The 12,680-nt window shown below is 58.8% G+C and carries 10 protein-coding genes; 3 read left to right on the top strand and 7 right to left on the bottom strand.

Annotated elements, in window-relative coordinates:
- Positions 1-45: 45 nt before the first annotated feature.
- From ACR0JA_RS09355 to ACR0JA_RS09330, 6 genes are read right to left on the bottom strand one after another with little or no spacing between them, the layout of a single operon-like run.
- Positions 46-1,209: a M20 aminoacylase family protein gene (locus tag ACR0JA_RS09355; RefSeq protein WP_480573177.1), complete on the bottom strand. Its 1,164-nt coding sequence runs from the start codon at positions 1,207-1,209 to the stop codon at positions 46-48.
- Between the two features lie 17 nt (positions 1,210-1,226).
- On the bottom strand, positions 1,227-2,390 hold the full coding sequence (locus ACR0JA_RS09350; RefSeq protein ID WP_480573174.1) for a M20 aminoacylase family protein: 1,164 nt from the start codon (positions 2,388-2,390) through the stop codon (positions 1,227-1,229).
- An 18-nt stretch (positions 2,391-2,408) separates the two neighbouring features.
- Positions 2,409-3,575 (bottom strand): M20 aminoacylase family protein, encoded by a 1,167-nt coding sequence (locus tag ACR0JA_RS09345; protein WP_480573171.1) that lies wholly within the window; start codon positions 3,573-3,575, stop codon positions 2,409-2,411.
- Between the two features lie 30 nt (positions 3,576-3,605).
- On the bottom strand, positions 3,606-4,766 hold the full coding sequence (gene argE / locus ACR0JA_RS09340; RefSeq protein ID WP_480573168.1) for an acetylornithine deacetylase: 1,161 nt from the start codon (positions 4,764-4,766) through the stop codon (positions 3,606-3,608).
- 8 nt (positions 4,767-4,774) lie between these two features.
- Positions 4,775-5,584, bottom strand: coding sequence for a glycosyl transferase (locus tag ACR0JA_RS09335; protein ID WP_480573166.1), 810 nt, complete (start codon positions 5,582-5,584; stop codon positions 4,775-4,777).
- A 6-nt stretch (positions 5,585-5,590) separates the two neighbouring features.
- Entirely contained in the window at positions 5,591-7,411 is a 1,821-nt protein-coding gene (locus ACR0JA_RS09330) for an ABC transporter ATP-binding protein (RefSeq protein ID WP_480573163.1), read from the bottom strand.
- Positions 7,412-7,695: 284 nt separating this feature from the next.
- Between ACR0JA_RS09330 and ACR0JA_RS09325 the strand changes: the two genes are divergently transcribed.
- The 3 genes from ACR0JA_RS09325 to ACR0JA_RS09315 all read left to right on the top strand — a co-directional run bounded on the left by ACR0JA_RS09325 (position 7,696) and on the right by ACR0JA_RS09315 (position 11,477).
- Entirely contained in the window at positions 7,696-9,402 is a 1,707-nt protein-coding gene (locus ACR0JA_RS09325) for a peptide ABC transporter substrate-binding protein (protein ID WP_480573160.1), read from the top strand.
- Between the two features lie 94 nt (positions 9,403-9,496).
- Positions 9,497-10,504: an ABC transporter permease gene (locus ACR0JA_RS09320; protein ID WP_170375080.1), complete on the top strand. Its 1,008-nt coding sequence runs from the start codon at positions 9,497-9,499 to the stop codon at positions 10,502-10,504.
- Complete coding sequence (locus ACR0JA_RS09315; protein ID WP_480573157.1) at positions 10,497-11,477, top strand: ABC transporter permease; 981 nt, start codon at positions 10,497-10,499, stop codon at positions 11,475-11,477. Before ACR0JA_RS09320 ends, ACR0JA_RS09315 begins: the two co-directional genes overlap by 8 nt.
- A 6-nt stretch (positions 11,478-11,483) precedes the next feature.
- Here the strand turns inward: ACR0JA_RS09315 and ACR0JA_RS09310 are convergent, their stop codons facing one another.
- A complete protein-coding gene (locus ACR0JA_RS09310) occupies positions 11,484-12,620 on the bottom strand; it encodes an MFS transporter (protein WP_480573153.1) in 1,137 nt (378 codons plus the stop codon).
- Positions 12,621-12,680: the final 60 nt, after the last annotated feature.

The raw sequence follows: 12,680 nt of genomic DNA, 5'->3' as shown, positions 1-12,680 counted from the left end.
AAGCATCTCGGTGGTCTGGGGGCAGAGCCCCCACGAACACTTAGTTCAAGCCGCCGGCATCCGTTGTTCCACGATCTCGGCCCACCAGCTGCACCCGGCAGGGATGGCCTCATCGTTGAAATTATACTCGGGATGATGAACCCTTGCGGTATCACCATTGCCGACCAGAATATAGGCGCCTGGGCGCTCGTTCAGCATAAAGGCAAAATCCTCGCCTCCCATAACCAGCGGCGCCTCTTCGCAGGCCCCGGAAACTGAGCGGGCGACTTCGGCAGCGAAATCGGTCTGCTCGTCGCTGTTCACCATCACCGGGTAGCCGCGCAAGTAAGTCACGGCCGCTGTACCACCGAAAGTCGCAGCGACGCCGGTGCAGATTTCGTTGATGCGTTGCTCGGCCAGATCGCGCATTTCCTTGCTCATGGTACGTACCGTGCCTTTGATCTGCACTGTTTGCGGGATCACGTTGAAAGCTTTGGACGAGGTTTCGAACGACGTCACCGAAACCACAATCTGGTCGATCGGGTCGGCATTGCGCGAGGCAATGGTCTGCAATGCCAGAACCGCCTGCGCCGTCATCACGGTCGTGTCCACGGTCTCGTGCGGTTTCGCCGCATGCCCGCCGCGCCCTTCAAAGGTGATGTCGAACTGGTCGGTCGCCGCAAAGAACGATCCCGGACGGATCGAGAAGCTGCCGACCGGGTTGCCCGGCCAATTGTGCATCCCATAGACCTCCTGAATATTCCAGCGATCCATCATGCCGTCATCACACATCTCCTTGCCGCCGCCACCGCCTTCTTCGGCGGGCTGGAAGATCACCACAACCGTTCCATCGAAATTGCGCGTCTCAGACAGATATTTGGCCGCGCCCAACAGCATCGCCGTGTGTCCATCATGCCCGCAGGCATGCATTGCGCCATCGGTTTTTGAGGCATAGTCCAGCCCGGTTGCTTCGTGGATCGGCAAGGCGTCCATGTCGGCGCGCAACCCGATCACTTTGCCTTTGCTGTCGGCCTTGCCCTTGATCACGCCAACGACACCTGTGCGGCCAATTCCAGTCACGACCTCATCGCAACCGAACTCTTTCAGCTTGTCCGCAACCAACGCGCTTGTGCGATGGGTTTCGAACAGGATCTCGGGATTTTCGTGAATATCCCGTCGCCACGCGGTGATCTCGTCCTGCAATTCGGCAAAGCGGTTTTTGACTGGCATCTCTTCTCTCTCCTATCTCAAGCCGCCGGCATCCGGCGCTCGACCATTTCGGCAAACCACGAGCATCCCATCGGGATGATCTCGTCGTTGAAATTGTATTCGGGATGGTGCAACCCGGCGCTGTCGCCATTGCCCAGAACGATGAAAGCGCCCGGGCGTTCCTCCAGCATGAACGAGAAATCCTCGCCCCCCATCACCATCGGCGCCTCGTCGCAACTGCCACCAACCGAAATGGCAGCGTCAGCGGCATATCCGGTCTGCTCTTCGGCGTTGATCGTGACCGGCACCCCGCGCTTGTAACTGACCGAAGCCGTGCCCCCGAATGTCTGCGCGATGCCCTGCACGACCTCATTCAGTCGTGCTTCGATAAGGGTCCGCATCTCATTTGCATGGGTCCGTACGGTTCCGCGCACCCGCGCCGACTGAGGGATCACGTTGAACGCGTTCGAAGAGGTCTCGACCGAGGTGACAGACAGAACGGCCTGCAAAATCGGATCGGCATTGCGCGATACGATGGTTTGCAACGCCACGATCACTTGCGACAACAACACCGTGGTATCGACAGTTTCATGCGGCTTGGCCGCATGCCCACCGCGACCTTCGAGCTGGATATCGAACTCGTCCGCCGCCGCCAGCAACGGGCCTGATCGGATGGCGAACTGCCCGGGGGGCACACCGGGCACGTTGTGCATGGCGTAAACTTCCTGAATACCGAAACGGTCCATCAACCCGTCCTTGCACATCGCCTCGGCCCCATTGCCGCCTTCTTCGGCAGGCTGGAAGATCACGATGGCGGTGCCGTCGAAATTTCGCGTCTCGGTCAGATATTTGGCAGCCCCCAGAACCATCGCGGTGTGGCCATCATGTCCGCAGGCATGCATCGCACCATCGGTCTTGGACGCATACTCCAGACCGGTCTGTTCCTGCATCGGCAACGCGTCCATATCCGCACGCAGCCCAATCACACGCCCCTGTGTATCGGTCTTGCCCTTGATGACACCGACAACGCCGGTTCGGCCAATTCCGGTCACCACCTCGTCGCAACCAAACTCGGACAGCTTTTCCGCAACCAGCGCGCTGGTGCGATGAGTGTCATAGAGGATTTCAGGATTCGCATGGATATCACGCCGCCAAGCGGTGATCTCTTGATGCATTTCCGCAAGACGGTTCTTGATCGGCATGTGGTCCTCCGCAGTGTGTCAGCCGACGGGCAGTCTTCGCTCGACCAGTTCAGCAAACCAGCTGCACCCGGCGGGAATCGCGTCGTCGTCGAAATTGTATTCCGGGTGGTGGCACATCGCCGTGTCCCCGTTCCCGATAAAGATGTAGGCTCCGGGCCGTTCTTCAAGCATGTAGGCAAAATCTTCCGAGGGCATGATCGGATCGGTGTTGTCGTGAACCTTGCCAGCCACCGCTTGTGCAGCCTCGGCCGCATAGCCGGTTTCAGCCTCGGAGTTCACGGTGACCGGATAGCCCGGCTTCCAGGTGACCTGCGCCGACGCCCCAAACGCCGAGGCGGTATCTTCCGCAATCCGCCGGACGCGTTCTTCGGCGATTCCGCGGTATTCGGGGTCGAGTGTCCGAACTGTTCCTTGCATCCGCACGGTGTGCGCAATGACATTCGAGGCGGCGCTGTCGGTCTCAAATGTTCCAACCGTCAGCACGACGCGTTTGATCGGGTCCACAGTACGCGCCACAACCGACTGCAAGGCAACAACAATATGAGATGCGACCAGCGTCGTGTCGACCGCGTCGTGGGGCGTGGCCGCATGCCCGCCCTTACCGGTCACCAGAATTTCGAACTCATCGGACGAGGCCAACAACGCACCGGGACGGATCGCAAATTCGCCGAGTGGTATTCCGGGCATGTTGTGCATTCCATAGACTTCCTGAATGCCCCAACGCTCCATCAACCCGTCCTGGCACATGGCAAGCCCACCCGCGCCGCCTTCTTCAGCCGGTTGGAAAATCAGCACCACGGTGCCATCGAAATTCCTCGTCTCAGCAAGGTACTGCGCCGCCCCCAACAGCATCGAGGTATGCCCGTCATGCCCGCAAGCATGCATCTTGCCCGAAACCGTCGAGGCATAGTCGAGCCCCGTTGCCTCTTCAATCGGCAACGCGTCCATATCCGCGCGCAGGCCGATAACCCGGCCTTGCGTATCCTCACGCCCCTTGATGACACCGACGACACCGGTCTTGCCAATGCCCGGAGTAATCTCGTCCACGCCAAAAGCCTTCAGGCGATCCTGAACAAAAGCAGCGGTTTCGTGAACGTCATACATCAGTTCGGGATGGGCATGCAGATGGCGGCGCCACTTGGTGATTTCTTCATGCATTTCCGCAAGACGGTTCTTGACTGGCATTTGCAATCTCCCTTTCCGAAGGTCGAAAAATCAGGATTTCAACCGCTCGACCAATCGTCCCATGACCGCATGTCCGGCGTTGAATTGTTCGATCGTGATGAATTCGTTTGGCTGATGGGCCTGCGCGATATCTCCCGGGCCGCAGATAACGGCCGAATACCCGGCCTCCTGAAACTGGCCCGCTTCGGTTCCGTAGCTGACCACATGTGTGGCGTTGTCGCCGGTCAGCGCCCGCACAAGCGCCTCGGCCTCGCCATCCTTTTCCGGTACCAAACCCGGGATCGCGAAATGTTCGGAGAGCTCGATCCGCGCCTCCGGATGAACCGACTGCATGCGCGCTTCAGCGTCGCGGACCTGCTGGAAATAGGCGTCGCGCCAATCGGCTTGCTGCTCGCCGGGGACAGTCCGAAAATCCATCATGAACCGGCAATCTTTCGCGGTGATGTTGTGGGCCGTACCGCCCTCGATCATGCCGACATGAACGGTGGTCCAGGGTGGATCGAACATCGACGCGACGTCGCTGGGCTTGGCCGCCATGTTGTGGGCGTTCTGTTCGTTCGCCCAGTTGATCAGCGGCGCTGCTTCCATCACGGCATTGATGCCGGTGTGCATGATCGAGCTGTGAACCTCGAACCCGACAATATGTGTGTCGTAGCCGAACCCGCCCTTGTGGCCGGTGACCGCCTGCATCATCGACGGCTCGCCCACGATGACGGCGGACCCCTTTGGCAGCACTTTTTGCATCGCCTCGATCATCGGTGGCGCACCGGTGCAGCCGACCTCTTCATCGAAGCTCAGCGCCAGCTGCAGAGGGCGTTTTACATTCGCGTATTGCGCCTCGACCAAGGCCCAAATCGCCATGGCGTCAAAGCCCTTCATGTCGCAAGTGCCACGGCCGAAATATTTGCCGTCTCGTTCCGTAACGGTGAACGGGTCAGTGTTCCAGGGTTGCCCATCTATCGGAACGACATCCGTGTGCCCGGATAGCACGACCGCGCCCTCTTCCCATGGTCCGACATGGGCGAAAACCGCCGCCTTGTGCGGCTGATCGGGGTCCGGCCAGACATGGGGCTCGATCCCCTGAGATTTCAGGTAGGTCGCAACCCATTCAACCAACGGCAGATTGGTGTCGCGGCTGACGGTTGGAAACGAAACAAGCTGATCCAGAATTTCCTTTGGCGACAATCTCATGTTCCGGCCTAGCCCACCCAATGCTGTTCGATCCACTTCGCCGGTTTGATAAAGTGGCGAAGATACCGTAACTCGTTCTTTTCCTTTGATTTTCTCTCATGCCGTGCTGCCCAGTAGGTGCCGAGCGAACCAGCGGTATGCCGACGAGTCCATCGCCCCAGTATGGCGTTCTCGGGATCATTGGCACCAGCGAAGATAACCACACGCGCCCGTTTTGGCAGCCGCGGCGTCATCACAAGGTTCAGCGGAAAGGTCCAGACGCAATCGTGACTAAACTGCTGCACTGCCCAGCGCGGAAAGAACTTGACGCCACCCGGCGCGTTCCGGGTGACATACCGCTGCTCGAACCGGAATTTCTCGGCGATTTTCTGGGGGTCCTTGCGGAACGCCTGCTGCATTGGTGCAAGCTTGCCAACCGGAAACCGAAACAACGAGGTCTGGCCCAGACGCTCGAACGGGGTTGTGGGGTTTCTGGCCATAACCACATCGTCTTCTTCACCGATTTCAAAGAACAAATCCAGCGACCCGGTGATGACAATATCGAGATCCAGAAACAGAACCGGACCACTGAGCGAGCCCAGCTTTTCGCTCCACAACCGGGATTTAGGCCATTTTCCGATGACGCCGACGGGCATGTCATAATCGACCTCGGGCAAATCCTCGCACTGTACTTCTGGCCGGACGCCTTCGCGCGAATCCGTGAAGCAGGTGAAGGAAAAAGGCGGCGTGATGTTGCGCGCCACCATGCCATACAACCGGTTGATATAATTCGGCCCGTATTTGGTGCCCCAGTTGATACAGATAATTTGCTTTTTCATAGCGCCCTAGTAACCGCTATCGGTCTCGAGCACAAAGTGGCGCGGTTCGACCTCGCGATATATTGACGGCTCGGGCTCATATCCGATCGGGTGGATGGGCGACGGAATTGGCTTGAAATTCAGGTCTTTTTCCGATTTGCGCTTGTTCGGGTCGGCAATCGGCACCGCCTTCATCAGCGCCTGTGTATAGGGGTGCTGAGGGTTCTCAAAAACGCGCGCACGGGGACCCATCTCGACAATCCGGCCCAGATACATGACACCGACATAGTGGCTAACCCGTTCGACCACGGCCATGTCATGGCTGATGAACAGGTAGGACAGGCCCAGCTCGGATTGCAGTTCCATCATCAGGTTCAGCACCTGCGCCTGAACCGAGACATCCAGCGCCGAGACCGCCTCATCCGCGACAATCAGTTTGGGATTGAGGGCCAGAGCGCGCGCGATGGCGATGCGTTGGCGCTGACCGCCAGACATTTCATGCGGGAACCGGCGCATGAAGCTGCGCGGCAACTGCACTTTGTCGAACAGTTGTGCTACGCGGTCCTGCATCTCGGACCCGGACGCCACGCCGTAGTTCCGCATCGGCTCCGCAACTTGATCGACCAGTTGCATCTGCGGGTTCAAGGACGCAAACGGATCCTGAAAGATCATCTGCATGTCCAGCCGCGCCTTACGCAAACCGCCTGGGTCCAGCTTCATGATATCGACGCCGTCCAGATCGATTTCACCAAATAACGGCTCAACCAGTCGCAGGATCGACCGCCCGGCCGAGGATTTGCCGCAGCCGGATTCGCCCACAAGACTTAGGGTCTGGCCTTTGTTCAGCGTGAAGGACACATCCTCGACCGCATGAACGTTCGAAATCGTTCGCCGCAGCAACCCACCTTTGACCGGGAACCGCGTGGTCAGGTTCTTGACCGTCAGCAACACCTCTTCGGTGCCCGGAATCGGTGCGATGGTCTGGCCGTCGACACCCAGCAGTTTCATCGGCTCGGGCGCGGATTTACCCTGCATCTCGCCCAGCTTCGGCACAGCGGCCAACAGAGCTTTGGTGTAGTCATGCTGAGGGTTCTCGAAGATCTCTTTGACCGTGCCCTCTTCGACCTTGTTGCCACGGAACATGACAACAACCCGGTCGGCCATCTGCGCAACGACCGCCATGTCATGGGTGATGAACATCACCGCAGTCCCGGTTTCCCGCTTGAGCCGGTCCATCAGTGCCAGAATCTCGGCCTGAATGGTCACGTCAAGCGCGGTCGTCGGTTCATCGGCGATCAGCAGGCGCGGCTCGCAGGCCATAGCCATAGCGATGACCACACGCTGGCGCATACCACCTGACAGTTCATGCGGATATTGCTTCAGCCGGCGCTCGGGTTCGGGGATGCGGACCTGACGCAGCAATTCCAGCGCGCGTTCTTCGGCCTCTCCTTTGCTCATGTTCTTGTGAATGCGCAGACCTTCGGTCAGCTGCCGGCCCACGGTGAAAACGGGGTTCAGGGCGGTCATCGGCTCCTGAAAGATCATTCCGATCTCGTTGCCGCGAATCTGTTTCATCAGATCCTGATCGGCATTCGACAAGTCCATCTCGTCGCCGTCGCGACGATCAAACAGCAATTCACCGCCCGCGATCTCGCCCCCGCCGAACTCGACCAGGCGCATCAGGGACAGCGACGAAACGGATTTGCCCGACCCTGATTCCCCAACGATACAAACGGTTTCGCCGGGATTTACCTCGAACGAAACATCCTCGACGCCGACAACCGGTCCGTCCTTTGTCTGAAATTCGACCCGCAGTTTCTTGATCTGGGCAATAGGCTGATCCAGCACGCGCGCGCTCCCCTTGGCGTCTTTTTGTTCTGAATGCCAAACGCTAAGGCGGCAGTGCCGGAAAAGTCAAACCCATTGCTGAATTTCGCGACGGCACCACTTGCTTTTTTTTGAAGTTCTGTTTCGATACCCGACGTAACCGCCTTTGGGAGAGGGCGAGTTTCACGAAACGTGAACCGCTTTGTCTTTGCATGTCAGAGATTTACCCACAGTGCGGCAACGCCAAGTCCGCAGGCATTGCGGAAATAATCGAGACACGTTCGTGTCCAATTTGGGAGTGTATAATGAAGATCAAAACACTTTTGCTCGGTGCGATTGCAAGCACGGCGATGGCCCCGATGGCCTTTGCCGAGCGCGGATCGGACGGCAATGTCAGCATCATTTACTGGCAGGCCCCGTCGATCCTGAACCCCTTCTTGTCAGGCGGCACCAAAGACGTAGAATCAGCGTCTCTGGTGATCGAGCCCCTTGCCCGCTATGACCAAGACGGCAATATGGTGCCGTATCTGGCCTCAGAGATTCCTACCGTTGAAAATGGTGGCGTCAGCGAAGATCTGACCTCGATCACCTGGAAAATCGCGCCGGGAATCACCTGGTCGGACGGAACGCCGTTCACCTCGGCGGATGTGAAATTCACCGCTGACTACTGCATGCACCCCGAAGGCGGCTGCGCACAGGTCACAAAGTTCGAAGGTGTCACATCGGTTGAGGCGGTGGACGATCTGACCGTCAAGGTCACATTCGACGCCCCGACCCCGTTCCCCTACGGACCCTTCGTAGGCGGTGAAAGCCCGATCATTCAGGCTGCTCAGTTCGCGGATTGTGTGGGCGCGAAAGCCCCTGAATGCACCGATCAGAACTTTAACCCGATCGGCACTGGCCCGTTTGTAGTCACCGAATTCAAGCCGAATGACGTGATCACCTTCAAGGCCAACGACAACTATCGTGATCCCGACAAGCCTGCATTCGCGACTGTGACCTTCAAAGGCGGCGGCGATGCGACCGCGGCTGGCCGCGCTGTCATGGAAACAGGCGAGTTCGATTATGCCTGGAACCTGCAGCTGGCGCCCGAAGTGATTGCGCAGATGCAGGAAGGCGGCAAAGGTACGCCGGTTGCAGGCTTTGGCCCACTGGTCGAGCGCATCATGCTAAACCAGACCAACCCGTCGCCCGACCTGCCGGAAGGCGAGCGGTCAACAGCTGCCCATCCGCACCCGTTCCTGCAGGACCCGGCGGTTTACAAGGCGATGTCCATGGCCATCGATCGCCCGTTGCTGGTTGAAATCGGCTATGGCCAGGCAGGTAAAGTGACCTGTAACTGGGTTCCCGCCCCGGCTGCGTTCAACTCGACTTCAATGACCTGTGACACGCAGGACATCGACGGCGCCAACGCGCTGCTGGACGAGGCAGGGATCGTTGACACCGACGGCGACGGTGTGCGCGAAAAAGACGGCGTGCCTCTGAAGGTGGTCTACCAGACCTCGACCAATGCCGTCCGTCAGGACTTTCAGGCGCTGATCAAGGAATGGTGGAGCCAGATCGGTATCGAATCCGAACTGCGCAACCTCAACGCTTCGGTCTTCTTCGGTGGTGATCCGGGCTCGCCCGACACGTTCCAGAAGTTCTATGCAGACGTTGAGATGTACGCCAACACCTTCAACGGCACCGACCCGCAATCCTATTTGGGCAACGGTCTGTGCGACAAGGCCCCGCGTCCGGACACGCAGTGGCAGGGTGAGAACATCAGCCGCTTCTGCAACGAAGAGTTCGACAAGCTGCATGGTCAGCTGGCCGAAACCGCCGGTCTGGAAGCGCGTGCTGAAATCGCGAAAAAGCTGAACGACATCATGGTAGAAAACGGCGGTATGATCCCGCTGGTTCACCGTGGTCGTCTGTCGGCGCACGCAAACTCTCTGGGTGGTGTTGTCCTAAACGTTTGGGACAGCGAGCTGTGGAACATTGCGGACTGGCACCGCAAGACCGGTTCCTAAGCTTTAATCTTGCAAAGCTGCGCCCCGATCCATATCGGGGCGCGGTCAATTGCACACCACTCCAACAAGAAGACGCATATAAAGGCGCCTCTTAATGCTCAACTTTACCATCAGACGACTGGTGCTGGCTGTTCCAACACTGCTGTTCATCAGCCTCGTCATATTCCTGCTGCTCGAGCTCGCACCCGGCGATCCGATGGCGCAGGTTCCGCTTACTGTCCCGCCCGAAGTCAAAGAGAAGATGCGCGAGGCGCTCGGCCTCGGCCAGCCGATGCATATCCGGTTCTGGAAATGGATCGTGCAGTTCTTCTGGATCGAACCACAGGTTCTGATCGACCACATGTTCGGCACAACCTTTTCCGAAGGTGACCTGCGTGTGATTTCGTGGCAGACCCGTTCGCCCGTCATGGACATCGTCGTTCAGCGTATCCCGCAGACCCTGTGGGTTGTCGGCACCGCCTATGTGGTCGCCATCCTGATCGCCCTGCCCATCGGCATCTATTCGGCCTATCGCCAGTATTCCTGGTTCGACCAGATGGGCACATTCGTGTCTATGGTCGGCTTCTCGGTTCCGCCGTTCTTCTCGGGCGTGCTGGTGATCGTGATCTTCTCGGTCCAACTGGGCTGGTTCCCGTCGATCTATGACACCACCCATGTGGTCAACAGCTGGGACAGCTTCGTCGTACAGCTCAAGCAGATGATCATGCCGGTCATGGTTCTGGCGTTGCAGATCACCGCGCAGCTGAGCCGCTTCATGCGCGCTTCGATGCTGGACAACCTCAATCAGGACTACGTCCGCACGGCGCGCGCCAAAGGGCTGAGCGAATACACAGTCGTGATGGTCCACGTCCTGCGTAACTCGATGATCCCCGTGGTCACCGTTATTGCGCTGGGTATTCCGGCCATCTTCGGCGGGGCCATCATCACCGAGCAGGTGTTCAAGGTGAACGGTATCGGCCAATTGCTGATCGGTGCCATTCAGGCCAACGACCTGCCAATGGTCCAAACCCTGACCTTCATCTTTGCCGTGCTGATCGTGCTTTTCAATCTGATCGCCGACGTGCTCTACGGTATTCTGGACCCGAGGATTCGCTATGACTGATCATGATCGTACCGATACCTTGGTCCCTGACGAAGGCCTTGCACCCGCTTCAACAGCTCTGCCCACCACCGATGTGATGGAAGAACTGGCCACCCCGCCTCGCAGTCAATGGCGCGATGTCTGGGATCAGTTTAAGACTCACAAAGGCGCGATGATCGGAGCTATCCTGTTCATCTTCATCGTCGCAGCGGTGTACCTTGGGCCATACATCTGGACCATTGATCCGACGCAGATTGACATCAGGTCGCGCAACCAGGGACCAAGCCTTGCGCACCCGTTCGGCACCGACCAATTGGGTCGCGACATCCTAGCTCGCATGATGTCTGGGGGTCAGACCTCGGTTTCGGTCGGCATCACCGCGATGCTGCTGGCGCTGTTTCTGGGTTCCTTCATTGGTGTTCTGGCCGGGTTCTTCAAACGCCTCGACGGCCCACTGATGCGCCTGACGGACCTGTTCCTGGCTTTGCCTCTGCTGCCCCTGCTGCTGGTCATGATGCTGCTGTTCCGCGAGCCCTTGTCGGCTGCGTTCGGGTTGGAGCGCGGGATCTTCATCCTGATCGTCTGTGCCATCGGCATCACCTCGTGGATGCCCACCGCTCGGATTGTCCGCGGCGACGTGCTGGCGATCAAAGAGCGCGAATTCGTTCTGGCAGCACGTTCCATCGGTACCAGCAACAGCCAGATCATCACGCGGCACATCCTGCCAAACGTGCTGTCGCCAATCATGGTGTCGGCCACGCTCGGCATCGCAACGGCGATCATTACGGAAAGCGCATTGTCCTTCCTGGGCCTTGGCTTCCCGCCGGATTTCCCGACCTGGGGCCGGTTGCTGTTTGATGGTGTCGATTACCTGCAGCAATACCCCGAACGCGTGTTCTGGCCTGGACTTGCGATTTCGTTGACCGTCCTTAGCGTCAACTATCTGGGCGACGGCTTGCGCGACGCGCTTGATCCGCGCATTCGCGGACGCTGAAACACCTTAGTCGGCGCGCTTGAGCGCGCCGGCACATATCACGATCAGAACCGCCAGAGGCAGAAGCACTGCAAAGGCAAGGCGCAGCGTCATCAACTCTGCCAGAAACCCGATCAGGGGTGGTCCGATCAACAACCCTCCGTATCCCAAGGTTGCGACACTGGCGATGGCCTGACCCGGCGGTACATTTGGATCATTGGCTGCGCGGCTGAAAGCAAGCGGCATGATCACCGCATAGCCAACCCCCATCAGCGCAAAACCTGCCAGTGCCAACGTAGGTTGCACTGCCGAGACTACGGCGAAGACACCAAGTGCGGCGCAAACGCCACCAAACCGCGCTGTCGCGACCGGACCGAACCGGGCGATCACCACACCGCCTGCCAGCCGGAAAGCCACCATCGTCACCGAAAAGACGGCATATCCCAAAGCCGCCACGCTTTCGGCGGCGCCTGTTACATCTCTCAGGAAAATCGCGCTCCAATCCGCGACAGCCCCTTCGCCCAACGCCCCGCACAGGGCGGTGAACCCCACCAGGACCAATGCCCCGGACGGCAACGCAAAGACTTTGCCTGCGCTCTGATCAGATCGCTTAGACGTCCAGCGCACCCACGAACAAACAAGCGCAAGAGCAACGACGACTCCTCCGGCCAGCAGAAAGTGCTGCATCACCGTAAGCTGCAGCTGTACCGCCGCGTACCCACTCAGCGCCCCGACCCCAGCGCCGAAACTCCACATCGCGTGGAAGGATGACATCAGAGGTTTCTCGTAGGATTGCTCAACCTCGGCGGCCCAGGCATTCATCGCCACATCCATTGACCCGTGAAAGGCACCGAACACGAACAGATACGCAGCCAACGCCCAGAAGCTGCCTGCAAAGGCTAGCAGGATCAGCGACAGCGTATATAGCACTGCGATCACCCGGGTTATCGCCACGGCGCCAAACCGATCCGTCAATCGTCCTGTAATCGGGAACGAACAAACAGCGCCTGCCGCCATGAACAAAAGTCCATATCCCAGATCTTCGTGGCTAAGGCCAAGATGGTCCCGGACCGCTGGAATGCGCGAGGCCCAGATGCCAAACAGGGCGCCGTTGAGGATGAACATGGCGGCGACCGCGCGCCATGCGGAAAACACACTGATCACGTGACCCTCTTGCGAAGCCTGCCAAACCAGCCGTGTATCGCAGGAGAATTCGCGATTGGC

This window comes from Ruegeria sp. AM4 (genome assembly GCF_056540665.1).
This window is presented reverse-complemented; position numbering and strand designations above follow the sequence as displayed.

What these genes read in the sequence shown, in the direction of transcription:
- ACR0JA_RS09320 (WP_170375080.1), top strand. Translation starts at nt 9,497, where the DNA reads ATGCTCAACTTTACCATCAGACGACTGGTGCTGGCTGTTCCAACACTG.
- ACR0JA_RS09355 (WP_480573177.1), bottom strand. Translation starts at nt 1,209, where the DNA reads ATGCCAGTCAAAAACCGCTTTGCCGAATTGCAGGACGAGATCACCGCG.
- argE (WP_480573168.1), bottom strand. Translation starts at nt 4,766, where the DNA reads ATGAGATTGTCGCCAAAGGAAATTCTGGATCAGCTTGTTTCGTTTCCA.
- ACR0JA_RS09335 (WP_480573166.1), bottom strand. Translation starts at nt 5,584, where the DNA reads ATGAAAAAGCAAATTATCTGTATCAACTGGGGCACCAAATACGGGCCG.
- ACR0JA_RS09315 (WP_480573157.1), top strand. Translation starts at nt 10,497, where the DNA reads ATGACTGATCATGATCGTACCGATACCTTGGTCCCTGACGAAGGCCTT.
- ACR0JA_RS09345 (WP_480573171.1), bottom strand. Translation starts at nt 3,575, where the DNA reads ATGCCAGTCAAGAACCGTCTTGCGGAAATGCATGAAGAAATCACCAAG.
- ACR0JA_RS09325 (WP_480573160.1), top strand. Translation starts at nt 7,696, where the DNA reads ATGAAGATCAAAACACTTTTGCTCGGTGCGATTGCAAGCACGGCGATG.
- ACR0JA_RS09350 (WP_480573174.1), bottom strand. Translation starts at nt 2,390, where the DNA reads ATGCCGATCAAGAACCGTCTTGCGGAAATGCATCAAGAGATCACCGCT.